Consider the following 23,146-nt stretch of genomic DNA (forward strand, 5'->3'; position numbering starts at 1 on the left):
TACAACAGATAGTAATAGATGCTCTGCCGTTTTCCCTTTTTCATCCGGTTTAACAGGGAAATTCAATAAATCAGGATCTTTTTCATACTGATATTGTCGTGTTTTAATGCCATTAGCAAGGATAATATCCAATGGAGTACTATTAATAAATTCATTTGTAGCTAAAGAAAACTTTTTTATATATTCAATCGTCAAGTAATGTAAATTCGGTATTCGCATTGGCCCCGCATTAAAATATTGGCCTTTGCTAAAGGGCGACCGAGATGTAAAAACACGCCCCCCCACACGATCATTTGCTTCAAGAATCGTTAGCTTATGACCAGATTCCTTTAATAACGAGGCTGCAACTAAGCCTGACATTCCAGCTCCAACAATAATGATTTCTTTAGGAGAACTTGTTTTTGGGAGTCCCTTTTGAATCACCTCAACCATTTGTTCCATTGTTAAATGATCTTTCTTGTTATCGGGCATCTCTATTCCCCTTAATAAAAGGATTTATAGAAATATATTCCATTTAAGAGTTACCTATGTATTCTTGGTTATGGTGAATATTACCTAATAATAAAAAGCTACCTAAGAAAGGTAGCTCATTGTTCCATATCTAATTTATTCTTACGCTTCGTATACTGATCAATTAGTTGATTCAATCGTTCCAATTGGAAGGAATATTCGTAAAAGGCAGAGGCTATTACGACGAGTCCTAATTTTTGCTTATGCTCATTTAAATTGGCCTCAATAATCTCTTCCAGAAACTGTTTGCTTGCAAGTGTATAGAGTTCTTCATTATGAGGTTCATGCTCTTTAATTTTCCCATCAAATTTAAGAAAAATTATTTCATGGTCCCTTATCAATTGTTCTAAATGTTGGTCAAAGAACTCCACTACTTCTTTATCTGGTTTACTTCGAAAGAAATGGCTATCAATCATATCTAATAATCTTAAACCATGCTGTAGAGTGCTTAGCATTTGTTTAAATACAACTATCTCCCTAACATCTACAGGCTTTAATTTTGAAAACTTTCTTCGTTCTTCATCGAGTATATTATATAAATCCTCTAGTTTTTTAATATCCTTTTTTAGGTCTTCCCATTGTTCCTGGAACGATTTTTCGGTAAGTTCATTTGAAATCGCTGTTCGCAATAATAGCGACATGTTCCTAAACGTCGTATCGAGCTTATCCAAATAATTCTTCTGATAATTTGGTGGGGATATGCTCAAATTCACAAGGAATGCCGAACCCATCCCGACTAACACAATCACGAATTTATTAGCGGCAGCCATGATTCCTTCATAAGCATGTGACCCCATCATCACTAAAACCGTAATAAGGGTAAGGGAAATCGCTCCCTCCATTTTCAACTTTAAGCAAACTACAATTACGATAATCATCACAAGCCCAATGATAATCGGGTTATTCCCAAATAAATAAATGGAAGCAACAGCTATGGTGGCACCAAGTGCATTCGCCTGCACTTGCTCGATGACTTGTTTCCATGAACGATATATCGATGGCTGGATGGTAAGCGTAGCAGCCACAGCCGCAAACACTGGATTTTCTAGACCAAGCCATTTGCTTATGTATAATGCCAAAACAACAGCAAGTCCTGTTTTTATTACACGTGGACCAAGAGTAACCAAAACCTATCCCCAACTTTCATACTCTGAATAGTTTCCTTTTCATCATACTATAAAAAAGGAATTTTATCATGGCGCAAAAAAACTAGCTACCCCTCAAATAGCTAGTTTTTCTGCGCTTTACATATATAACCCTGCTAAGAAAATCCCTAACGTTTCTTGATAGATTTCATCAAATTGTGAAAGAGGAAGTGGATTGACTCCTGATCCAAGTTCCACAGTAAATCCAGGTCTTCTCCAATCCTGGATAAACCAGTCCTTATATCCAGCGTAACTCTCTATTGTCTTTACTGGTTCGTATCCACTGACTCGAGCAAATTCATTTACTATGACTTCTGATTCAGGTGGCTCAAGGTTTTCAAAGCCCCAATAAATGACTTCTCCCTGTGTATGGAATGCCAATACTCTCGCAAAGTCTCGTTTTTTTGTTAAGTCTGCCATCGCGATTGCTTCGGGCTCATTTAATGGCTTTGGACCAGGATAATCCCTAGGACCCGGTTCGGTAGGATTTCTAGCGACTTCAAGCTCCCATCTAGCAGGAAATTGATCATTCAAGTCTACACCTCTAATATTTGCTTTCCATCCAGAAAAATCTCTACTACCCTTATTCCACTCAATCACTTTACTTCTCCACGGCTCTGTTTGTGGAGGTCCATTTAAAACTAACTCTACCCCATCCGGATTCACCATCGGAACAATGGATAAAGAGGTTTGCTGATAAAAAGGAAACATTGAGATTCCACGAATTGAGGTTTGATTCGTCAAGGAAAGTAAATAGTCATTCAAAAATGTCATGATAACAGGTGTAGTAATCCATTCATTTGCATGGAACGAACCGTTATAATGAACCCTTTTGTCCCCTTTTCCAATTAGGACTTCTGGTATTTCCCTTCCTAGAACAGATTTTCCTATCGGAGGAACCTGTAAAAAAGGATATACCCTCTGTAATCTGCTTATGTCATTCATCATCATGTCATACGTATATTCTTGTTTACCTTTAACAATTGGCCAAGTAATCCTTAAAGGTACTCGAATCGTTTGCCCGACCTGTAGGGCATTCGGATTGATATTCCGATTTGCAAGTAATAGGGCGTCTAAGGATAGCTTAAGACTTTGAGCAATTCCCCATAAAGAATCACCCGGTTGAATTTGATACGCAACTCCAACATAACCTGGTATTCGAACTCGCTGCCCTATCATTAACTGATTCGGATCTGTATCACTATTTGAATCAACAATAAGCTGATAGTTCATCTTGAATAACTGACTATAATACCAAAACGAATCCCCTCTCCTTACATAAACGTCCATACCACTCCTCCTGTAACTCAAAGTTGCCCTAATCCATATGTATGCTGCTGAATAGGAATTATGGTTGGTTTCATATTAAAAGGAGAACTTCTTTGGGGGTTTCAAAAGTTTTTTAAAAAGGAGCTTGTTTGGCCGCACGCACTTTATCTCAGATTCTATAAAGTAAAGGCTATTCCAATGGATTTGAAGGGTTAGGACAAAAAGTGAAGGGTATTCAATCTATTTGAATGGTTAAGACAAAAAATGAAGGGTATCCCATCTATTTGAATGGTTAAGACAAAAAGTGAAGGGTATCCAATCTATTTGAATGGTTAAGACAAAAAGTGAAGGGTATCCCATCTATTTGAATGGTTAAGACAAAAAGTGAAGGGTATCCCATCTATTTGAATGGTTAAGACAAAAAGTGAAGGGTATCCGTGTTTGAGTGAAGGAGAAAATCTCAATTTTTTAAAAAAGTGAAGGGTATTTTTTCAAAAGTGAAAGGTATCTTCATCAAAAGTGAAAGGTAAACAGGGGGATGTGAAGGGTATCCAAGTGTTTTTACATGGTAAAATCTCTTTTGTGTCTATAATTTCTTCCACCAAACTTTGTATGTGAATTTAGAGCATCCCAATAAAAAAAGAAAACCAGCTTCCAAATGGAAACTGGTTTATGTCGTCGATTTAAAAAAGCCGCACTTGCCGTATTATGCGTAAGAAAGTTTTAAACCACCACTCCTCAAAGTGGGTGTTCGCAAAAACTGTCCTGCTTGTCATCCTTGTCGTATAGACGGATGCTTGTCATTCAAGTTCTTATATAAAACTCCCTATTACAGCTTAAAGGTTAAAACTTTATTATCAATACGTACAACGCAGCTTGTATTAGTATAATACCTTAATCTGCACGTCCGGTCAAATGGAAGTCGTTGCCTTTATACTCATCCTTGAAATTTGAATACATCCCAAATATCAGGAGTTTCTGAGCCGAGATACCATGCTGCAGTTCCACCTAATTTATACCCTTTTACTAGGTCTATACGCTTACCCATGGACGTTTTGTCTTCTATCCACACTTGGTGTTTTTCAGTTTCTGTTGAATACTCTACATAATATTGAGAAGCTTTTGAATCCCAAACTTTCTTTAGGCCTTTAGATGAAATCATTTGATTGACTTGGTGCATCGTTCGATCATGGCTTTTAACCTTTTTCGTAGATAGGTCTGTTACCCATTCCCTTGTATAAAAAGGTACTCCTAATAGAATTTTATGAGACGGTACCTCTTGCATTAATAATTGAAGGCCTTCTTGAATCCAAGGTAATGAAGAAACGGAGCCGGCTTTTGGACTTGTTCCCCAATGTTCGTCATAGCCCATGATTACAATATAATCTGCTATTTTCCCAAGTTCTTTACGGTCTAAGCTTCCTGACCAAAATGGATCTTCATTTTGGCGAGTTACATCGACTGAGACTGTAATGTCATATGGATCTAAAGCATTTTTCAGCTCTCTTATAAATTGAACGAAATCTTGTTTATTTTTAGGATTAATGTTCTCAAAATCAATATTAATACCATCACTCTTTGTTTGTACTAAGGAATCTCGCAAGGTTGAAACTAAAATTCGTCTCTTTTTTGAATCACTTAAAACTGTGTCTGTTAATTCATGATCAAATAAATTTCCTATTAATGGCCAAACCTGTTTTCCTTGTTTATGAGCTTTTTCAATAAAATGCGAATCTTCATGGGATGTTACCATTTTGCCACCATTTTTTAGAATATACCACCGAGGGGAAACAACATTTACGGGATTATTTTGCATCACATAATTTGGGTCCGTGGCAATACTGGTCCACCCCATTATTACTTGGTTTTGGGTAACCACTTTAAGTTCTGACTTCCTAATCCAACCTTTTTTGCCTCCAAGAATTTGAATTTGGCAAAAATAATCCGGTATCTTAATCTGTTGCCCGATGGTAATCCGTTCAGATTTTAAAGAATTGATCTCGCTAAGGTCCTTCACAGTAACTCCAAATCTAGTGGCAATCTTCCATAATGTTTCTTGAGGTTGAACGGTATGGATAAAATATTTCTGAGGAATTATCAAAATTTGCCCAGAAAATATTCTAGTAGATGTTAATTTATTTTCCTTTTGTAATGCTCTTACGGTTGTTCCATATTGTTTTGCAATTTTCGCTAATGTATGTCTCTTTACAACTTTATGATAGAGCGTTTTAGTAGTGTTACTAGATGAAGTTGCGAGAATTGGATACTCCTCACCCTGATTTAACACCTCAACTACAGTAGACTTTGAATTCGGTATTCTATATAAATTGGCATTGTTGTTTTTGACAAGACCAATTGAAAGTGTTTGATTAGCTGCCTCTCCTTTTAATGGAACCATGCTAAATAAGAGAAAGCACGAGACTATGATAGTTAATAATTTTTTCACTTTTTTGAACTCCCACCCCTAAATTTAGTAATATTTACACTTGTTTATTTTACACCTGCTATTACTAGATTTATAGTGGTGGTTTGTGGAAGGAGTTTAGAAGAATAATTCCCAAAGGATCAAAGGATATTAACTAATTCTGTATTTAAATTAATTTGTAATTGACCTTAGGAATGAAACTTTGTGGAGGAAACATCGTATTAAACTAAAGACCATGAAAAAGGTATGTATAAAGATAAATTTATGTAAATGGAAGTGAAATCAAAATGAGTGAATGGTGGAATAGAAAGAAACAGAAAATGAGGAAGTATAATAAAGAGCGTAATAATTATACATTTTTTGATTTTATTTTTGATGTTCTTTACTGGATTCCTGACTTGGTATTCTTACCTTTTCGAATTATTTTCTGGTTACTAAGGGGCTTCGGGCGAGTGGCAGAGAATATTTTTGATCATTATAATTAATGACAGGAAATTGCTGTGCAAGTTCTTTATCCTATTGACAAAGGAGTCTATCCTCAACTGAATTCTAACTTATTCACTTCCTCTATCACTAAAAAAGCACCCTAAATAGGTGCTTTCAGACTGTAGACAAACTCTAAGAATTAAGAGTTTGTCTACAGTTTTTTCAATTAAAATAATTTATATACTAGATAATCCGTTGATTTCCGTTCCGGGCGAACGCTTTCCGCGGGGTGTGACTTGAGCCTCCTCAGTCGCTATGCTCCTTGCGGGGTCTCAAGCTTCACACTCCTCCCGCAGGAGTCGTCGCCCTCCACTCCAATCAACTAAGCGGTTAAAATACAAGAAGTGACGTACAAAATGATGGCGAGAAACCAATTAAATGAACGTGAACAATTAGAAGTGTGGGCGATTGATCAACTTGTGCCTGATGACCATTTAGTACTAAAAATTGAGGCAGCGATTGTGCCAACAAGGACAGGTCTTAAAATACACGATGACAACGAAGGAAGAATATCGGCAATATAAATCAAATTCATCGATTTGTGTAAAATTTCCTTTTCTATCGCAATGAAAAACCCATCAAAAACTTATACAATGTCATATTTGGGAAGCTTACTTAGAAGAGACAGAACATCTACGTCACAACGATGTAATCAAACAGATATACACGAAACGTAAGGTGACGGTTGAATGTGTTTTTGCAGATGCGAAAGAAAAGCATGGTATGCGATGGACAACCTTACGAGGTCTCAAAAAATTGTTAATGCAGGCGATGCTTACGTTTGCTGCCATGAATGTAAAGAAAATGGCAACTTGGACTTGGCAACCTGCTAGAGTGTGAGCCAAACTAATTGATTGGAGTGGAGGGCGCTTGACTCCTGGGGGATTAGCAGGACAGGTGAGATCCCGCAGGAGCGTTAGCGACGAGGAAGCTCACCGCCTGCCCCCCGGAAAGCAAGTGCCTGGAGCGGAAATCAACGTATTTTACCCGGAATCCTATCCAAAAATGACAAAAGACATCGAGAGAGAGGCCTCTCGATGTCTTTTGTCGACAATCTGAAAGCACCCTAAATAGGTGCTTTATATTCAATCAACCAACAATCTCGATATTCACCTTCGTGAAATTCGTGCTTTGGCATCAATTTGACCTTCTTAAAACCACATTTCTCATAGCATCGGATGGCTCTTTCATTCCAGGCTTGTGGGTCCATAACTATCCGATTCGCATTACGATCTTTTATCAAAAACTGAACCATTGATTGGACTAAAAGCTTCCCAATTCCTTTATTCCAATAATCCTCTTCCCCAATAAATTGATCGGTTCCGTATATAATTTCACTATTTTCGTAGCCGTAAAGTTTTCTTGCTCCTTCGCTTATTGGATAAAATTGAATATAACCAATAGCTTTATCTTCGAATTCTACTATACAGCCTACTTCGTCATTCTTCCTATTATAAAATTTCTCATTTACCAACTCTATAGTTTGTGGACGATCTCTTCCTTCATAATAATGTAGGACGTTAGGGTTGGTAAGCCATTTTTCTATTAAAACATTATCCTTTGGTTCTAAGTGTCGGACCTTTAATTGTCCATTTCTAATTATCATCATTTTTACTTGCCAATCTGTTGTATTTGATCTCGCAATTTTGTAATTTCATTAATCGTAGTCATGATTTCCGAATTTTGAAACTCTTGTATAGTACCATTTCCTTTTTTTACTTGTTGGTGAAAACTATCAATCGAACTTTCTAACTTTTCATTTTGAGTCACAATTTTATCGTGTAAACCATTAGCAATTGCTGGTGGGTCGATTTCATTAAAAGTTTGAATGTCGGTCTTCAACTGTTCAAGCTTCGTTTCTAATTCCTTTAGTGCGGCTGTATCTTTAACAGCCTGTTCTGCCAATCCTGGTAATTCGGCAGCTGCATCATTTAACGTTTGAACATATGCCGTGGCATCATTGACATAATTGAGTGTGTTATTAACCCCTTCTAACAGACCACATCCAGATAGAATCATACAGGAAAATAATGCTATGATTGTTATTGTGCGTCTCAAATTTCCAACCTCCATTTCATTCACTATACATACATTCTTTATCTGTGCCAAAAATCCTTTTTTTCATCTTCAACCTCTTCTACCTGTATAGCAACATATACACCAATCGCTGCACCAGCTACTTGTGTCCAACTACCAATGAAGGATAACAAATCTCCTTTATTACCCATTTTTCTTAATAAATATAAGTTTCCAATTGCATCGAAAATTGCTCCTAAAGAAATTAATTCATAACCAGTCACTTCAAGGTTGTTTCCTACTTTAGAAGCAGCCACAGCTTCTAATTCTGCACCAAGTGATTGAACTCCACTTCCTAGTGCATTTAAGCGAATACCTTCTAACCCCGAATCTAAAAATTGTATTTCTGATGCAAGTGAATTTGTAGAATTTCCGACAGCTTGAATCCAGCTGCCTAGAATGCTCAAATTTTCTGGTTTTTCACTCTTTGATCTTCCTATCGCTTGAAGGACGTTACCGAAAGCCTCTACCCCATTCCCTTTGGCAACAAGAAACACCCCATCCCGATTGTTGAAGATCGTTTCTTGTGTTTGACCAAGAGCCGCAAGAATGGTACCTGTGAAAACGATGATTGCCCCTGCAAGTATTAAGTCCTCTTCCTTTTCATTCACCATGATTCCACTCTTTTACAGTAGGATATGTGTTATTTTATTCATTGAATGGAAAATATACATATTAATATTATAAAAATAGGTGTTTTCTTTGAAAAAGTCTATTTCATCATTTAGGATGAATAAGTATAAGAGATGTTTTTTATTGATAGAGGAGCGGATGTTTGTACATGGACAAACTTAAAAATGAATGTATTATTCAATTAAAAAACCTACTTCAGGGAAAGGAATTTACTCTCATACACCAAGGTGAATATGAAGGCTTACAATACACAACGAATGGTATTATGTATAATCCTTGGAACCCCGATGAACTTTTATTTAAAATCCAAGTCAAATATGACTCTGTTTCTGAAGTTGTAAACGTCCAGACTCTTGGACTTTCAGAATCTTCCTTTACGTTCAAAATCAAACAGCCGAAACGAGCAGCCATCTTACTTTTACAATACCTAGAAATTCTTGATCAAGAATTTATCGAATGCATCCATCAATTTATCATCGAAAATGAATCTTTTACTTGTAACGCTCTTCAAAATATGGATCCAACTCAAAAGATTCAATTTATCAATTCACTGATAGAAGCACTATTATCACAGGATTTACCAGTTTTAGACCTTCCATCGATACTATTGGAAGATGTATTTACAGAGTTTCAAGTGATAGAACAGATTAATCAACAGCAACCGAGAGGATATGGAGCTAAAATGGGAATTTAATAGGCTCATTTGTGCAAAAGGTATAAAATAATCAGAAATTTAAAATTCAAAAAGGGTGAGATCATCATCAAAAGTGATCCCACCCTCTTTCTTGTTACTTCCTAAAGCTACGATCAAACCAAATCTTTCCTTGTTCCACTTCGTCTCTTCGTAGTTCGTGACCACCTTCAGTCCAGAATTCTGTAACCTCGGCACCAGCTTTTTGTAGTTCATTTGAAAGCTCTTTTGTCTCCACCGCAGGAGTTAATGGATCTCGTTTTCCTGCACCAATGAAGATCGGGGTAGCAGTTAGGTTAGGTAACTCTATACCCCTTAATGGGACCATCGCATGGAATAATAGCGCTCCTGCAAGAGCGTTACTATAATGATAAAACAAACTAGCAGCAATATTTGCTCCATTTGAATAACCAATCGCTACTATATGATCACGATCAAAGTTATATTGAGACGCTAATTCCGTAATGGTTTCATGTAATTCCTTTGTACGAAACACTAGATCTTCTTCATCAAAGACACCCTCTGCCAATCTTCGAAAAAAGCGTGGCATACCATTTTCTAGCACGTTTCCTTTTACCCCTAAGATCGAAGCTCCAGGAGCAATCATATTGGCTAATGGAATTAAATCTTCTTCATTCCCACCAGTGCCGTGCAAAAGGAGAAGTGTCGGTAATTTGGAATCTGAACCTTGGATAAATGTATGTTTCATACTTAATTCTTCCCTCCTTCCCTAGTATCTAGTGGTTTTAGTTTAGCTTCAATTTCTTTTCTTTGAGCTTCGAAATATAGTGGCAATGATAAATTTTCACCTAATGTCTCGAATGGTTCATCTCCTTCAAAGCCCGGTCCATCGGTGGCTAGTTCAAATAATATTCCGTTTGGTTCACGGAAATATAATGATTTAAAGTAATATCTCTCTACGAATCCCGAGTTTGGAATACGCAGTTCTTTTAAATAGTTCGCCCATTTGATCAGTTCCTCTTGATTTTCGACACGGAAAGCAACGTGGTGGACACTACCTCGTCCAGGACGTTCTGCAGGTAGATCTGGTCTAGCAACGACATGTACTTCTGCTCCAGTACCTCCTTCACCTGTTTCAAACACTACCACTTCATGCCCTTCTGCTTCATACTTCCCTTTTTCTCGGTACCCCATTATGTCTTTCAAAACTGATGATAAGGCAGAAATATTTTGAACCGTTAAAGTAACTGGCCCAAGTCCAACAATCGCATGTTCTAAAGCAACAGGGCTTTTATCCCAAGGTTTACCTCCTGCAACTCCTACATTGTTTTCGTCGGATACAAGGGCAAGTCTTTGTCCTTCAAAATCTCTAAAGGCTAATGTTGCTCGTCCTGATACAATTGAGATTTCATCGTGTTCTATTTCAAATTCATTGAATCGATTTTTCCAGTACTCTAAGGAAGCATCCTTTGGTACACGTAATGATGTTGTTGAAACGCTATTCGACCCATAATACGTGTGGCCTGCACGAGGGATTTCAAAGAATGTTAAATCTGTTCCAGGATTTCCTCTTTCATCCGCAAAGAACAAATGATAAACAGACGTGTCATCTTGGTTCACCGTTTTCTTCACTAGTCTAAGGCCTAATATTTTTGTATAGAATTCATAATTTTTCATAGCGTTGGCCGTAATGGCGGAAACGTGATGCTGTCCTTTTAATGCTTTTAAAGTTGTCATAATATCACGCCTTTCATTTATTTAAAAATATATTCGCAAGTAATTATCTCGACTTCGAGATAATCTTAACATAACTAATATCTTTAATTCAAGATATTTTTCATAAGAACATTTAAATACTTGTCGAGTGTCTGCCTTAGAGATGGTGATTCCATTAATCAACTACGATTTTGATTTTCCTCTAAGCTGCCAATTTATACTAATAAATTAAAAATAACCTGAACAACGGACCTTTTTAAAAATGTCCATTATCCAGGTTATTATTCATAATTAGTGTTTAATAGCTTCTAATGCTTCAACAAGAGTATCAATAACAAAATTTAAATCCTTTTCTTCTATATTCAAAGGAGGTGACAGAGTTAGAACATTATTATATCCAGCGACTGTCATCCCGTTCTTTCCGATAATGACTCCATTTTGCTTGCATGTGGCAATGACATTGTTAACTTTTGCTCCATCTAGTGGATCTTTCGTGATTTTATCGCTGACTAATTCAACTCCCACTATTAAGCCTTTTCCTCTAACATCACCCACATACGGATGATTTTGGAGTCTATTTTTCAGGTCATTAACCACTTTGTCTCCTAATTCACGAGAGCGCTCGAACAGATTTTCTTTTTCCATGATTTCGATATTTTTTAATGCTAATGCACATGCTGCAGGATTACCACCGAACGTATTGATATGACGAAAAAATTCATATTCTTCCGTTCCGTTAAATGCTTCGTAAATCTCACGCTTTACTGCAGTTGCTGAAAGTGGCAAATAGGCACTAGTAATCCCTTTTGCCATCGTAATGATATCCGGTTTAACACCGTAATGCATAAATCCAAAAGTCTCTCCCGTTCTACCGAATCCGCAAATTACTTCATCCACAATTAGGAGAGCCCCATGTTTTTCACAAACCTCTTTGACACCCTTCATATAATGGTCATTTGGGACAAGTACCCCACCGCCCGTGATGATAGGTTCCATAATCATGGCAGCAATAGTTTCTCCAAGTTCCCATGTCATGACTCGATCAATTTCTTGAACAGATTTTAATTCCTGTGGATTAGTAATAGTTGCCTCTCCATCTCGATAGCTGTCTGGTGGGGCTACATGGATAAATCCAGGTGCCAACGGTTCATATTTATACTTGCGTTGAGCCTGACCTGTTGCAGCCAAAGCTCCCATTGAATTCCCATGGTATGCGCGGTACCTCGAGACAATTTTATAACGGTTATGTTCACCCCGCTGCTGATGATATTGACGAGCGATCTTAAATGCGGCTTCATTTGCTTCAGATCCACTATTGGAGAAGAAGATGACATAATCTCCACCGAGCATCTCATTAAGCTTCTCCGCTAATTGAACGGCAGGAACGTGGCTTTGAGTTAGAGGAAAATATGCCATTTCTTTTAACTGTTCGTACGCAGCTTGGGCAAGCTCTTCCCGTCCATAACCAACATTTACACACCATAATCCAGCCATTGCATCAATATAGCGTTTGCCATCACTTGTAGTAATCCACGAGCCTTCAGCCTTGGTAGCAACTAAAGTACTGCTTGGGCTGTACGGTTTCATCGAGTGCCAAACATACTTTTCATCGCTCTTTAACAGGTCTGGTTTTTGATCTAGCTTGCTCATATTCTTTCCTCCAACCTTTTTAAAAATCGTAACGTGAAGTAATCATTTTCTTACGTGTATAGAAATTAATACCGTCTTTACCGTTCACATGGAGGTCACCGTAGAAGGAATCCTTCCAGCCTGAAAATGGGAAGAATGCCATTGTTGCAGGTACTCCAACATTGACCCCTAGCATTCCCGCATCCGCTTCTTCACGGAATTGACGAACTGCCTTAGCGTCCTTTGTATAGATCGTAGCTCCATTACCAAAACGTGATTTTCTGATGAACTCTAAGCCTTCATCCAAATCTGTGGCACGCAGCAGGCTCAATACCGGAGCAAAAATTTCTTCCTTGGCAATGGTCATATCAGGAGTAACGTGGTCAAAAATGGTCGGTCCGAGGAAATTGCCCTCCGTCATTTCTTCCATTTCTTTGCGACCATCTCTAATTAAAGTTGCTCCTTCTTCCAATCCTTTTTGGATATAACCAAGAGCTTTTTCACGGTGGTCTTTCCGAATGACAGGAGTAAGTAGTACTTCCTTATCCATTCCATTTCCGATAATCAATTGATCCGCTCTTTTCCGAAGTGCTTCTACAAAATCATTATTATTACCTACCACTATAACCGCGCTACATGCCATACAGCGTTGACCTGCACTTCCATATGCGGAAGTTACAATATGCTCGACGGCTTTATTCATGTCCGCATCTGGCATAACAACGTGGTGGTTCTTGGCTCCAGATAGTGCTTGCACCCGTTTTCCTGTAGCTGCTGCTCTCTCGTACACATATTTCGCAACCGGTTGAGATCCAACAAAAGAAATAGCAGCTATGTTTTCATGTTCTAGTAAACCATTCACTACATCATGCGCTCCATGGACCACATTTAACACTCCTGCTGGTGCCCCAGCCTTTGTGAACAGCTCCGCCAGTTTATTTGCCAGAATTGGCGTTCTTTCAGACGGCTTCAATACAAATGTATTCCCACAGGCTATTGCCAACGGGAACATCCAAAGTGGCACCATCATTGGAAAATTGTAAGGTGTAATTCCACCCACTACACCAAGTGGATATCGAAACATTTCAGAATCTATTTCCTCGGCAATGCCAGAGAGTGTTTCACCCATCATGTGGGTTGGAGCGCCTGCCGCGAATTCCACACATTCGATTCCACGTTGTACCTCACCATAAGCTTCTGTATATGATTTTCCGTTTTCTTGAACAATCAATTTCGCCAATTCCTCATGATGTTCTGAAATCAAATGATGATAGGCATATAGGATTCTTGCCCGTTTCGGCACTGGCACTTTCTTCCACGATTTGAAAGCCTCTCTCGCTGCCTTAACCGCATGATGCACATCTTCTTTTGTAGAAATGGGAACCTTGGCAACAACTGCATTAGTTGCTGGGTTTAAAACATCCATTGTTTGATCTCCAACAGATTCAACCCATTGTCCACCGATAAAATTTTTAAGCAATATTGTTTCATTTTTCGTTACAGTCACGGGTAAATGCCTCCTTTAATATGTAATTGAAAAAGGGTGACTCATTTAAGTTTCTGGCCAAGAACATCCAAATATCGTAATCCGATATTTATCATTCTGGCTCAGACCCTTTTTAGTCACCCTTTCTCCGTCATTAATGATTGATTTGCAGATAAACCTCAATTTCTTTCAACATAATGTCAAAATCCTGTTCTGATTCAAAGTCACTGGATTCCCAATTCTCTAAGATCCAAACAACTAGCTCTTCAGGTGAGTTAAACACAGCACCGGTTGAGTCCGTTTTTCGAATCATATATCTTCCGTTATCCTCATCGATGGTCACTTCACATGGATACACATTATCCTTACTTTTTAGAGAAAATTCCATATCGTTCCTCCATCGTGGTTTGAATGGTTTAACGTGTTTTTTGTTGTTGTTTTATGAGGATCACAGAAAAATATTTCCTAGCATCTGCAGTTTGAATTTGCAAGGTCTCTGTTTTATTTTGCTCTAAGCTAGCATTCTCAAATTCTATAAATGCCCCACTTAAATTCTCTAATACCCCTTTGATTTGATATCCTTTATCAATCAGGAAATCAATTCTTTCACGTTCACTTAAAAACTGTTGGTAGTCAGACAATTAAAGTGCCTCCTATCCTTTATACAGATATTTTTGTAGGCGCTTCCTTTGTATCATCACTGATGACCCAATCACGACCTACTGATATTCCTAAATACTTTTGATCATCAGGATCTTCAATTTCTGCCTGCTTATACTTTGCGAACCACCAGTATTTTGCCAGCACATAATAACAGCCTCCTCCTACTACAAAACCGACTAGGAAGGAATAGCTTGGGACGTAATAGGATGCCACTCCACCGACGATCCAAGAGATGAATCCTGCATAATTTATACCACTTGCATACCTGAATTGCCCATTATCTTCGTATAAATCTGGTACATTTACACGGCGCTTACGAAGTAAATAATAGTCAGCAATCAATATACCGACAATCGCAGATAAAATACCACCAACGAATAATAAAACTGGAATGATGATATCAAATAGGTTCCAAGGTTGAACAACGATCCCTACAATACCTGATGTGATAACACCTGCCCAGAACGGGAACTTAGGACCTCCTACATTAGAAAATACAGTTGCGGCTGGAACGATATTAGCTGCAATATTCGTAGACCACTGTGCCAAAACAATCATCAATAACAAAATACCAAGCGCAAAGCCACTAGCAGCTTCCTGCAACGCAACAACTGGATCATAATTTAGTACAGCGATATATGATACTCCTCCAATAAGGACCATAAACGCCTGTGTCAATGGAAGGGCAACTAAGTTTCCAATCAATGAGCTTTTGTTTCTTTTAAACCAATTCTTTTGGTTTCTTGGAGCGTGCATAAATCTCGAGATTGAAAAAATATCTGCTGATAATGTTGCCCAGAATCCCATATTACTAAAAATGACGACTAAAAACGCAGTGAAAGCTGCACCGCCAGTAACCGGACTTTCTACCCAACTCCAAACATCACGGCCTTGGGCTGCCGCAGAATCCGATAATGCAACGTACATCCAACATGAAATCAGAATAATGATCGGAGCTGCCAAATCAGCAAATCTTTCAACTGCCTTTATGCCAAGTGCTGTATTGACGATTTGAAGAGCCGCAAAAATTACGAAGCAAACAAACCAATTATCAAAACCATATAATAGATTTAAAATGCCATTCATTGCTGTTGAACCAAAATAAGTATTTATCCCAAACCACATAGATGCAGTTACACCACGTGCAATGGAAGGAATGTGGGTTCCAATGGTCCCAAAAGGTGCCCTCATGTAGACGGGAAATGAAACACCATGTTCGATCCCAATATCAGCAGTTAATGAAATAAAGAGTCCAATTGCCAATGAACCAATTAATGTTCCCAAAACGACCATTGGAAGGGGAAGGTTCATGACCCCTGCCCCTCCAATTGCAAAGGTAGCCAAAACTACTACCATCCCAACCCACATGAATGAGTATCCAAGAGGGGTAATTTTCCGATCTGATTGGGAAATCGGCAAAAGGTCTGGCGATTTTAAATGACTTAGCTTTTTACTCATATGAACACTCTCCTAATTTTGGATGGGAATTCATCGTTCAATCAATTCCTTACATAGGGCAAGCAATTGTAGGAGCCGTTCAGATCTATGAGCACATAACATATGGAAGTTGTTTAATAAATATGGGAGGGATACAGTTTCTTAGATTGTTAGTTTTTCATCTTGATCTGAAGAACACAACATACCGTATTTTGCCCGTTTTAAGTACTGCCCTGAACCAGGTGTGCCAACAAACTTTTTGTCTTTGACTACGAATTCACCTCTAACCAGTACAGATACTGGTTCACCGGTTACTTTCATTCCTTCGAATGCACTATAATCTACTGCCATATGATGTGTTTCAGCTGACAAAGTACGTTCTACATTCGGATCAAAAATAACGATGTCTGCGTCAGTCCCAACGGCAATCGTCCCTTTTTTAGGGAATAACCCGAATAACTTTGCAATTCTAGTTGAAGTGATATCTACGAATTGATTAAGTGTTATTCTCCCTTTTTTCACCCCCTCTGAAAAAAGAATGGAAACGCGGTCTTCAATGGTAGGACCGCCATTTGGTATTTTCGTAAAGTCTCCTCGACCTAGCTCTTTTTGGCCTTTGAAGTCAAACGAGCATTGATCGGATCCTAACGTTTGAAGCTGACCTGTTTTTAATGCATTCCATAATACATCTTGATTCCATTTTTCTCGTAAAGGTGGAGACCAGACATATTTAGCTCCTTCGAAATCAGGCTTCTCTAAATAGGATTGATCAAGGACTAAATATTGCGGACATGTTTCTCCCCATACATCAAAGCCCTTTTTCCTTGCTTCAGCAATTTTTTCAACTGCATCTGCACAAGAAACGTGGACAACATACAACTGTGATCCGGCAAGCCCAGTCAAGGTTGCTGCTCTACCTGTCGCTTCTCCTTCCACCTCAGGAGGTCTTGTCAATGCATGAAAGATAGGATCTGTATTACCTTCTTTTAGTGCTTTTTTAGTCAGGTAGTCTATTACATCACCATTTTCACCATGCACCATCACGAGAGCACCTAAATCTTTGGCCGCAATGAGAGTTTTGAAAAGAGTTTCATCATCAGCCTGCAACACGTTTTTATAGGCCATAAATACTTTAAACGATGTTATTCCATCTTCATTCACGACTGTCTGTAACTGTTGTAAGACATCGTCGTTGCATTCCCCAATCATAAGGTGAAAGCCATAATCGATGACCGATTTCCCCTTTGCTTTTTCATGCCAAGTGTTGATGGAATTTCTTAAAGGCACTCCTTTATTCGTTAAACAAAAATCGATAATTGTGGTCGTGCCACCAAAAGCAGCTGCCATGGTTCCCGTTTGGAAATCATCCTTTGTGATCGTCCCACCAAAAGGCATATCGAGATGGGTATGTGGATCAATCCCCCCAGGAAATACAAGACATCCTTTTGCATCAATTACCTCAACACCATGCTGTGGCAAATGATGGCCGATTGCTGAAATTTTGCCATTTTCTATTAGTACATCTGCATTGAACGTATCCGTTGCAGTAACGATAGTTCCATTCGTTATCAGCTTTTTCAACTTTCCTACCTCCTGCTTATTTATTCACAAGATCAATCGAACAGCCTTGAGATTGAAGGGCTACTTGACGTTCATTCCAAGTCATTGGCGGAAGTTCGTGAGGAAGTTCTACCATTTCAATTGCTCCATCTACTGGACAAACGATTGAACATAAATTACAGCCAACACAATCCTCTTCACGAACCTTTAAATAACCATTTCCATTTGTGTCTTTAAGCATATCAATACATTGGTGGGACGTATCCTCACAGGCAATATGGCATTTATTACAATTAATACATGTGTCTGTATTGATACGGGCAACCACTTTGTAATTCAAATCTAAATTGCCCCAATCTGAAAATTTTGGGACTGCTTTTCCTGTAAGATCCGCAACAGACGAAAGCCCTTTTGAATCCAAGTAATTGCTTAACCCTTCAATCATGTCTTCCACGATTCGGAATCCATGATGCATGGCTGCTGTACATACCTGTACTCCAGTTGCACCCATTAATAGGAATTCAACGGTATCCTGCCAGTTAGAAATACCACCGATACCTGAAATAGGAACATTGATTCTCGGATTTCTTGCACATTCTGCTACCATGTTTAGAGCAATCGGTTTTACGGCCGGACCACAGTAGCCACCATGAGCACCTTTACCTGCCACATGTGGAATTGTGTTCCATGAATCCAAATCAACCCCCATCAAACTATTGATTGTATTAATCATGCTTATGGCATCAGCTCCACCACGAACTGCTGCCTCCGCCGTTACAGTAATATCAGTGATATTCGGTGTCAGTTTCACAATGACAGGTGATTTAGCTGCTTCTTTTGCCCAATACGTTTGTTTCTCAACTAATTCTGGAACTTGACCAGATGCAGATCCCATGCCACGTTCAGCCATTCCATGTGGGCAACCGAAGTTAAGCTCAAATCCATCTACTCCTACATCTTCAACTCTCTTGACGATTTCATGCCACTTCTCTCGCTTCGGCTCAACCATTAACGAAGCGATAATCGCATGATTAGGAAATCGCTTTTTCGTTTCATAGATTTCTTTCAAGTTTACTTCGAGTGGTCGGTCAGTAATCAGCTCGATATTATTGAAACCCGCTACTTTTTGACCGTTGAAGCTAACAGCGGCAAAACGGGAAGACACATTTAAAATAGGATCTCCGAGCGTTTTCCATACCGCACCTCCCCACCCCGCTTCAAATGCTCTTTGAACCTGGTACCCAGAATTGGTGGGTGGCGCAGAAGCAAGCCAAAATGGGTTAGGAGACTTTATTCCTGCTAAGTTAATTGATAAATCTGCCATGCGTTTCTCTCCTTTCTTCAATGAATCTATTGAATCGTTACGGGGCTAATACAGTTATAGATAGCATGTGCCGTGAGCTTTCCTTGTTGAGCTGCTGTTACGACCATTGCATCTCCTTTGCCTTTTCCAAATACAACATCACCACATGCAAATACTTTAGGATGAGATGTTTGATAGGTTAGTGGGTTGACCTGTACCACTCCTCCACGATGGTCTAATCCGAATTGTTCAATTAAATGTTGGTGCCTAGTTTGACCGATAGCTTTAATCACCGCGTCAACTGGTAATGTAAACTCTGATCCTTCTACAGGTAAAGGCCTCCGGCGCCCGTCTTGATCAGGCTCTCCAAGTTCCATTTTGATACACTCAATGCCTATGACTTTTCCATTTTCACCGACAATCCTTTTAGGTGCCGTTAACCAACGGAACTCCACACCGTCCTGCTTGGCAAATTCATATTCAAAATCGTAAGCTGACATCTCTTCTTGAGTCCTTCTATAAAGAATTTTGACATTTTGAGCTCCTAATCGGACTGAACACGTTGCACCGTCAATCGCAGTATTTCCAGCTCCAATAACCACGACATTTTTTCCTAAAAGATTATTGGAGATTTCCTTCGTCTTCGTGTCTTTTACAAATTGGATAGCATCATATACACCTTCTAAATCTTCTCCAGGTATGTTTAAATCCGGAACATGCGCCATACCGACAGCAAATACAACAAAGTCATAAGAATCTAAGATTTCTTGTGCAGTAATATCTTTACCGACACGAGTGTTTGTACGAATTTCGACATTAAGAGACTTTACCTGCTCCACTTCCCAAAACGAAATGGCTTGTGGCAATCGGAATGAAACAATTCCATACGTATTTAAGCCGCCTGCCAGTTCTTCCGCTTCAAAAATTGTAGTTTTAAAGCCGAGTCGAGCTAATTCACGGGCTGCAGATAAACCGCTTGGTCCGCCACCGATTACAGCAACGGTCTTGCCATTACTTTCTCCAGCCTTGAATAATATTCTTTGGTTTTGGATTGCCCAATCTGTTGCATATCGCTGTAGATTGCCAATCATAATTGGTTTTGTGGAATGATTTAACACGCAAGCCCCTTCACAGAGCTCTTCAGTTGGACAAACCCGAGCACAGCTTGCCCCGATTGGATTGGAGGTCATTATGGTGGTAGCGGAACCTAATAGATTCCCAGATGCAATCTTCTTAATAAAAGTAGGAATATCAATATCTGTTGGACACGCTTTTATACATGGAGCGTCATAACAATATAAACATCGATTCGCTTCTTCTGTTGCCTCTTGCTTAGAAAGTCCCGGATGAACTTCCTCAAAGTTTTTCGGCAAATCAAGTAATGAGATTTGAGAACCTTTTTCTTTAGGCAAATGTATATCCTCCTTTTCAATTGGTTCTGTTACGCAACAAGGTTGATATTTTGATATCTACTCGCTTTTGAAAGATTCAGATCATGTGAGGGTCTCTAACTCTTTTTTGTAGAAGCTCGTGGATACAAAAACTGATGGATATCAACATCGCTAACAGAAAATAGTAAAAAATGATGAGATAGATTTTTTCTAAACGAAGAGGAATTAATCTATCTACCATAGTAAATAGATGTAAGTTCTTTAAATTTATCCTATAAATCTTAAATAATATGTAAAAAAGGGTCGTCCGAGGAGAAATGATAAACTATATTTTAATAATAAATTCTTTATCAACTTTCTATTCCGAGACTCGTAAAACAAACATTCTATGTAGTTGATTAGTATTCTCACTTTATCGTCATAATGTTTAACAAAAGAATCGTTCGACAAATCCTTGAAACCTGTCGACATTCATGAAGAAAATCCAACATGTGTTAGTAGAAAATTTTCTAATTGAGGTGATAAGAATGTGTGGAAGATTTACATTGACTGCTCCGATATACGATATATTAGAAAGGTTTGAAATCGAACAATTCCTACAAGAAGAGATGTTTCAATTAAGTTATAATATCGCTCCTTCACAATCCGTATTGGCTGTCATAAATGATGGATCAAAAAATCGCTTAGGCTACTTGAATTGGGGACTAGTGCCGTCTTGGGCAAAAGATTTAAAACTTGGATCTAAAATGATTAATGCTCGTGCCAAAACACTATTAGAAAAGCCAAGTTTTAAACAGGCCTATCAAAAAAGGAGATGCTTAGTCCTTGCTGATAGTTTTTATGAATGGAAAAGAAACGCAGATGGGACTAAAACACCCATGAGGATTAAATTGAAGAATAATGAAGTATTTGGAATGGCTGGTTTATGGGAAAGATGGGAACAGGAAAAAGGAAAACCTTATTTTTCTTGCACTGTTATTACAACAGCTTCCAATGAACTTATTCAAGACATCCATGATCGAATGCCCGTAATCGTAAGAAAAGAAGATGAGAAACAATGGCTAAACAGTAAGGTCACTGATTTGAACGAGTTGAATGGTTTCTTAACTGCTTATAATGATGAATTAATGGAAACCTATGAAGTATCCAATTTAGTAAACTCTCCTAAAAATAATTCGGTAGAACTGATTCAGCGGATATGTTGAGGAGAACGCCACTGAAAACAAGCGCCTGAAGCTGAAATCCATTGAACAAATTATAGTACAAAAAAGAGGGGTCCCTAAAAGTCATACTTTTGAGACAACCCTCTTTTCAAGGCTATTTTTGATTTTTCAGTAAATCGCGAATTTCAGTCAGGAGCTCAATTTCAGGAGAGACTTTAGCTTTTTCTTCCATAACTTGTTCTTCCTTTTGCCTCTTAAAGCTTCCTAATAACTTCACGAATAAAAAGATGGAGAAGGTAATAATGAAAAAGTCGACAACACTCTGTAAGAATACACCATATTTTATGACTGCATCACCTACAGGATATGATAATTTTTCAAAGCTAAGCCCACCAAGGAGCACCCCAACGAGAGGCATGATGATATTGTCGACAAGTGAAGATACAATTTTCCCAAAAGCTGCACCAATGACAACTGCCACTGCTAAATCCAGTACATTTCCCTTTATGGCAAATTTCTTAAATTCTTCCCACATACTACTTCCACCCTTCAAAAGAGTTTCATGTTTTTTTATTATGTATTCATGGAAAAACAACTATTATTTCTTTATCTTTACTGTTTCCACTAGCTCCCCTAAAAATTGATGAATGAGCGTAAAAGCTTCTTCAAAATTCATTTCATCTTTAAATCCTTCAACTCGATTCAATGGAAAATTCAAATTCCATAATCCATCTTCATTGCTGAACATTAAACTATATTTTGGATCTTCACCGTCCAATTCTTTACTCAAAAATTCCTTAATATTAGGCTGGAATTTCTTCTGGAGCTTCAATCCTAACAAAACTTCGTATGTACCAAACACATCATCTATTTCAAATGAAAGCGAATCAATCCCTAGTTGATCAAATGATTCTCCTTCAATGTAAATAAATTCATTTTTATGTTTTTTCAAATGTTCGATAGGTTGTTGTAAAAAGTCGATACCTTCTTCTGCAAGCATATTGTCAGATTCTTTATCACAACGCTCCATGTAAACATCCTTAAAAAGATTTTCAATTGTCATATTTCTAATACCTCCAAATATAGTAAGTGTCTTACTATTATATCTGACATTGTAAATAAATCATCTAATTAAATGTATGGGCTAATCTAAGTATATCTATTCTTTCAAAAGGCAATCCTTCTAAGGAATTTTAATAGCAGGAGGTTTCATTTTGAAAAAATCGATGTTTTGGTTAGTTTTGCTTATTATTATTATCACTAGTAGCGCGTGTAGTGCTACCAATGACTATTCTAAGAAGGATAATCATCAGGAGGCAATACCTGTAAGTGAGGCTAAAGTTCCCCCTCTTCAAATAGATTTAATGAATAGTGAAGGGAATAATATCGGCAAAGCGACTATCGTTGAGTCATCCATTGGTGTATCGATTCGATTAACAGCTGAAGGGTTAGAGCCCGGGGTAAAGGCCATTCATATTCATGAAACTGGTAAGTGTGACAAGCCAGACTTTAAAACGGCTGGAGCACACTTTAATCCGTATAAAAAAGAACACGGCTTTGAAAATCCAAAAGGGAATCATTCAGGCGATTTACCAAATTTAG

The 23,146-nt window shown here is 38.3% G+C and carries 24 protein-coding genes, 1 other RNA gene and 1 pseudogene; 6 read left to right on the plus strand and 20 right to left on the minus strand.

Features of this window, described 5'->3' with window-relative positions; genetic code table 11:
• From DBX25_RS21340 to DBX25_RS11800, 5 genes are all read right to left on the minus strand, one after another.
• Positions 1–471, minus strand: a 471-nt coding sequence (locus DBX25_RS21340) for a flavin monoamine oxidase family protein (RefSeq protein ID WP_240620270.1), incomplete at its 3' end; no start/stop codon positions are given.
• 116 nt (positions 472–587) lie between these two features.
• On the minus strand, positions 588–1,637 hold the full coding sequence (locus DBX25_RS11785; RefSeq protein WP_108671001.1) for an FUSC family protein: 1,050 nt from the start codon (positions 1,635–1,637) through the stop codon (positions 588–590).
• Positions 1,638–1,754: 117 nt separating this feature from the next.
• Entirely contained in the window at positions 1,755–2,945 is a 1,191-nt protein-coding gene (locus DBX25_RS11790) for a M14 family metallopeptidase (protein ID WP_108671002.1), read from the minus strand.
• Between the two features lie 664 nt (positions 2,946–3,609).
• A non-coding RNA gene (gene ssrS / locus DBX25_RS11795) (6S RNA) lies at positions 3,610–3,805 on the minus strand.
• Positions 3,806–3,861: 56 nt separating this feature from the next.
• Positions 3,862–5,370 (minus strand): glycosyl hydrolase family 18 protein, encoded by a 1,509-nt coding sequence (locus DBX25_RS11800; protein ID WP_240620272.1) that lies wholly within the window; start codon positions 5,368–5,370, stop codon positions 3,862–3,864.
• Positions 5,371–5,636: 266 nt separating this feature from the next.
• Between DBX25_RS11800 and DBX25_RS11805 the strand changes: the two genes are divergently transcribed.
• The 3 genes and pseudogenes from DBX25_RS11805 to DBX25_RS21345 form a co-directional block, all read left to right on the plus strand.
• On the plus strand, positions 5,637–5,834 hold the full coding sequence (locus DBX25_RS11805; protein ID WP_108671003.1) for a hypothetical protein: 198 nt from the start codon (positions 5,637–5,639) through the stop codon (positions 5,832–5,834).
• A 357-nt stretch (positions 5,835–6,191) separates the two neighbouring features.
• The gene (locus tag DBX25_RS21760) at positions 6,192–6,359 is read left to right on the plus strand and encodes a hypothetical protein (RefSeq protein ID WP_157950954.1); all 168 of its coding nucleotides are present in this window, start codon (positions 6,192–6,194) and stop codon (positions 6,357–6,359) included.
• A pseudogene (locus DBX25_RS21345) lies at positions 6,295–6,675 on the plus strand (transposase); the annotation flags it as partial. The gene DBX25_RS21760 and the pseudogene DBX25_RS21345, both read left to right, overlap by 65 nt.
• 226 nt (positions 6,676–6,901) lie before the next feature.
• Here the strand turns inward: DBX25_RS21345 and DBX25_RS11815 are convergent.
• The 3 genes from DBX25_RS11815 to DBX25_RS11825 are packed head-to-tail and all read right to left on the minus strand — an operon-like array spanning position 6,902 to position 8,525.
• Positions 6,902–7,441 (minus strand): GNAT family N-acetyltransferase, encoded by a 540-nt coding sequence (locus DBX25_RS11815; protein WP_205685222.1) that lies wholly within the window; start codon positions 7,439–7,441, stop codon positions 6,902–6,904.
• A gap of 5 nt (positions 7,442–7,446) precedes the next feature.
• Positions 7,447–7,893: a DUF6376 family protein gene (locus tag DBX25_RS11820; RefSeq protein WP_108671006.1), complete on the minus strand. Its 447-nt coding sequence runs from the start codon at positions 7,891–7,893 to the stop codon at positions 7,447–7,449.
• 38 nt (positions 7,894–7,931) lie between these two features.
• The gene (locus DBX25_RS11825) at positions 7,932–8,525 is read right to left on the minus strand and encodes a DUF6944 family repetitive protein (protein ID WP_108671007.1); all 594 of its coding nucleotides are present in this window, start codon (positions 8,523–8,525) and stop codon (positions 7,932–7,934) included.
• 167 nt (positions 8,526–8,692) lie between these two features.
• On the opposite strand from DBX25_RS11825, the gene DBX25_RS11830 reads away from it, so the two are divergent.
• The gene (locus DBX25_RS11830; protein WP_157950955.1) at positions 8,693–9,238 is read left to right on the plus strand and encodes a hypothetical protein; all 546 of its coding nucleotides are present in this window, start codon (positions 8,693–8,695) and stop codon (positions 9,236–9,238) included.
• Positions 9,239–9,332: 94 nt separating this feature from the next.
• Here DBX25_RS11830 and DBX25_RS11835 read toward each other — a convergent pair whose 3' ends face one another.
• The 10 genes from DBX25_RS11835 to DBX25_RS11880 all read right to left on the minus strand — a co-directional run bounded on the left by DBX25_RS11835 (position 9,333) and on the right by DBX25_RS11880 (position 20,402).
• The gene (locus DBX25_RS11835; protein ID WP_108671009.1) at positions 9,333–9,944 is read right to left on the minus strand and encodes an alpha/beta hydrolase; all 612 of its coding nucleotides are present in this window, start codon (positions 9,942–9,944) and stop codon (positions 9,333–9,335) included.
• A gap of 2 nt (positions 9,945–9,946) precedes the next feature.
• Entirely contained in the window at positions 9,947–10,933 is a 987-nt protein-coding gene (locus tag DBX25_RS11840) for a ring-cleaving dioxygenase (RefSeq protein WP_108671010.1), read from the minus strand.
• Between the two features lie 270 nt (positions 10,934–11,203).
• Positions 11,204–12,562 carry an aspartate aminotransferase family protein gene (locus DBX25_RS11845; RefSeq protein WP_108671011.1) on the minus strand — a complete coding sequence of 453 codons (1,359 nt, stop codon included), beginning with the start codon at positions 12,560–12,562 and terminating at the stop codon, positions 11,204–11,206.
• Between the two features lie 19 nt (positions 12,563–12,581).
• Complete coding sequence (locus DBX25_RS11850; RefSeq protein ID WP_108671012.1) at positions 12,582–14,048, minus strand: CoA-acylating methylmalonate-semialdehyde dehydrogenase; 1,467 nt, start codon at positions 14,046–14,048, stop codon at positions 12,582–12,584.
• Positions 14,049–14,181: 133 nt separating this feature from the next.
• Entirely contained in the window at positions 14,182–14,415 is a 234-nt protein-coding gene (locus DBX25_RS11855) for a hypothetical protein (RefSeq protein ID WP_108671013.1), read from the minus strand.
• Between the two features lie 28 nt (positions 14,416–14,443).
• A complete protein-coding gene (locus tag DBX25_RS11860) occupies positions 14,444–14,668 on the minus strand; it encodes a hypothetical protein (RefSeq protein WP_108671014.1) in 225 nt (74 codons plus the stop codon).
• Positions 14,669–14,687: 19 nt separating this feature from the next.
• Entirely contained in the window at positions 14,688–16,148 is a 1,461-nt protein-coding gene (locus DBX25_RS11865) for an NCS1 family transporter (protein ID WP_108671015.1), read from the minus strand.
• Positions 16,149–16,289: 141 nt separating this feature from the next.
• Positions 16,290–17,708, minus strand: a complete 1,419-nt coding sequence (gene hydA, locus DBX25_RS11870) for a dihydropyrimidinase (protein WP_108671016.1) — start codon at positions 17,706–17,708, stop codon at positions 16,290–16,292.
• A 16-nt stretch (positions 17,709–17,724) separates the two neighbouring features.
• Positions 17,725–19,011, minus strand: coding sequence for an NAD-dependent dihydropyrimidine dehydrogenase subunit PreA (preA, locus tag DBX25_RS11875; protein WP_108671017.1), 1,287 nt, complete (start codon positions 19,009–19,011; stop codon positions 17,725–17,727).
• Between the two features lie 26 nt (positions 19,012–19,037).
• Entirely contained in the window at positions 19,038–20,402 is a 1,365-nt protein-coding gene (locus tag DBX25_RS11880; protein WP_108671018.1) for an NAD(P)-dependent oxidoreductase, read from the minus strand.
• A gap of 506 nt (positions 20,403–20,908) precedes the next feature.
• On the opposite strand from DBX25_RS11880, the gene DBX25_RS11885 reads away from it, so the two are divergent.
• Complete coding sequence (locus DBX25_RS11885; protein WP_108671019.1) at positions 20,909–21,586, plus strand: SOS response-associated peptidase; 678 nt, start codon at positions 20,909–20,911, stop codon at positions 21,584–21,586.
• 112 nt (positions 21,587–21,698) lie between these two features.
• Here the strand turns inward: DBX25_RS11885 and mscL are convergent, their stop codons facing one another.
• Together mscL and DBX25_RS11895 are read right to left on the minus strand one after the other, a co-directional pair.
• Positions 21,699–22,079 (minus strand): large conductance mechanosensitive channel protein MscL, encoded by a 381-nt coding sequence (gene mscL / locus DBX25_RS11890; RefSeq protein WP_108671020.1) that lies wholly within the window; start codon positions 22,077–22,079, stop codon positions 21,699–21,701.
• A 63-nt stretch (positions 22,080–22,142) separates the two neighbouring features.
• Positions 22,143–22,607, minus strand: coding sequence for a branched-chain amino acid aminotransferase (locus DBX25_RS11895; protein WP_108671021.1), 465 nt, complete (start codon positions 22,605–22,607; stop codon positions 22,143–22,145).
• A gap of 151 nt (positions 22,608–22,758) precedes the next feature.
• Here DBX25_RS11895 and DBX25_RS21350 point away from each other — a divergent pair.
• Positions 22,759–23,146 (plus strand): superoxide dismutase family protein (locus tag DBX25_RS21350; RefSeq protein WP_240620275.1); only part of this gene is annotated, 388 nt, incomplete at its 3' end.

The organism is Peribacillus acanthi (assembly GCF_003073175.1).
Lineage (GTDB): Bacteria > Bacillota > Bacilli > Bacillales > DSM-1321 > Bacillus_BN > Bacillus_BN acanthi.

Coding starts and splice junctions, on each gene's coding strand:
- DBX25_RS11885 (WP_108671019.1), top strand. CDS start 20,909: ATGTGTGGAAGATTTACATTGACTGCTCCGATATACGATATATTAGAA.
- preA (WP_108671017.1), bottom strand. CDS start 19,011: ATGGCAGATTTATCAATTAACTTAGCAGGAATAAAGTCTCCTAACCCA.
- mscL (WP_108671020.1), bottom strand. CDS start 22,079: ATGTGGGAAGAATTTAAGAAATTTGCCATAAAGGGAAATGTACTGGAT.
- DBX25_RS11825 (WP_108671007.1), bottom strand. CDS start 8,525: ATGGTGAATGAAAAGGAAGAGGACTTAATACTTGCAGGGGCAATCATC.
- DBX25_RS11835 (WP_108671009.1), bottom strand. CDS start 9,944: ATGAAACATACATTTATCCAAGGTTCAGATTCCAAATTACCGACACTT.
- DBX25_RS11865 (WP_108671015.1), bottom strand. CDS start 16,148: ATGAGTAAAAAGCTAAGTCATTTAAAATCGCCAGACCTTTTGCCGATT.
- DBX25_RS11845 (WP_108671011.1), bottom strand. CDS start 12,562: ATGAGCAAGCTAGATCAAAAACCAGACCTGTTAAAGAGCGATGAAAAG.
- DBX25_RS11840 (WP_108671010.1), bottom strand. CDS start 10,933: ATGACAACTTTAAAAGCATTAAAAGGACAGCATCACGTTTCCGCCATT.
- DBX25_RS11805 (WP_108671003.1), top strand. CDS start 5,637: ATGAGTGAATGGTGGAATAGAAAGAAACAGAAAATGAGGAAGTATAAT.
- DBX25_RS11830 (WP_157950955.1), top strand. CDS start 8,693: ATGGACAAACTTAAAAATGAATGTATTATTCAATTAAAAAACCTACTT.
- DBX25_RS21760 (WP_157950954.1), top strand. CDS start 6,192: ATGATGGCGAGAAACCAATTAAATGAACGTGAACAATTAGAAGTGTGG.
- DBX25_RS11895 (WP_108671021.1), bottom strand. CDS start 22,607: ATGACAATTGAAAATCTTTTTAAGGATGTTTACATGGAGCGTTGTGAT.
- DBX25_RS11855 (WP_108671013.1), bottom strand. CDS start 14,415: ATGGAATTTTCTCTAAAAAGTAAGGATAATGTGTATCCATGTGAAGTG.
- DBX25_RS11790 (WP_108671002.1), bottom strand. CDS start 2,945: ATGGACGTTTATGTAAGGAGAGGGGATTCGTTTTGGTATTATAGTCAG.
- DBX25_RS11815 (WP_205685222.1), bottom strand. CDS start 7,441: ATGATAATTAGAAATGGACAATTAAAGGTCCGACACTTAGAACCAAAG.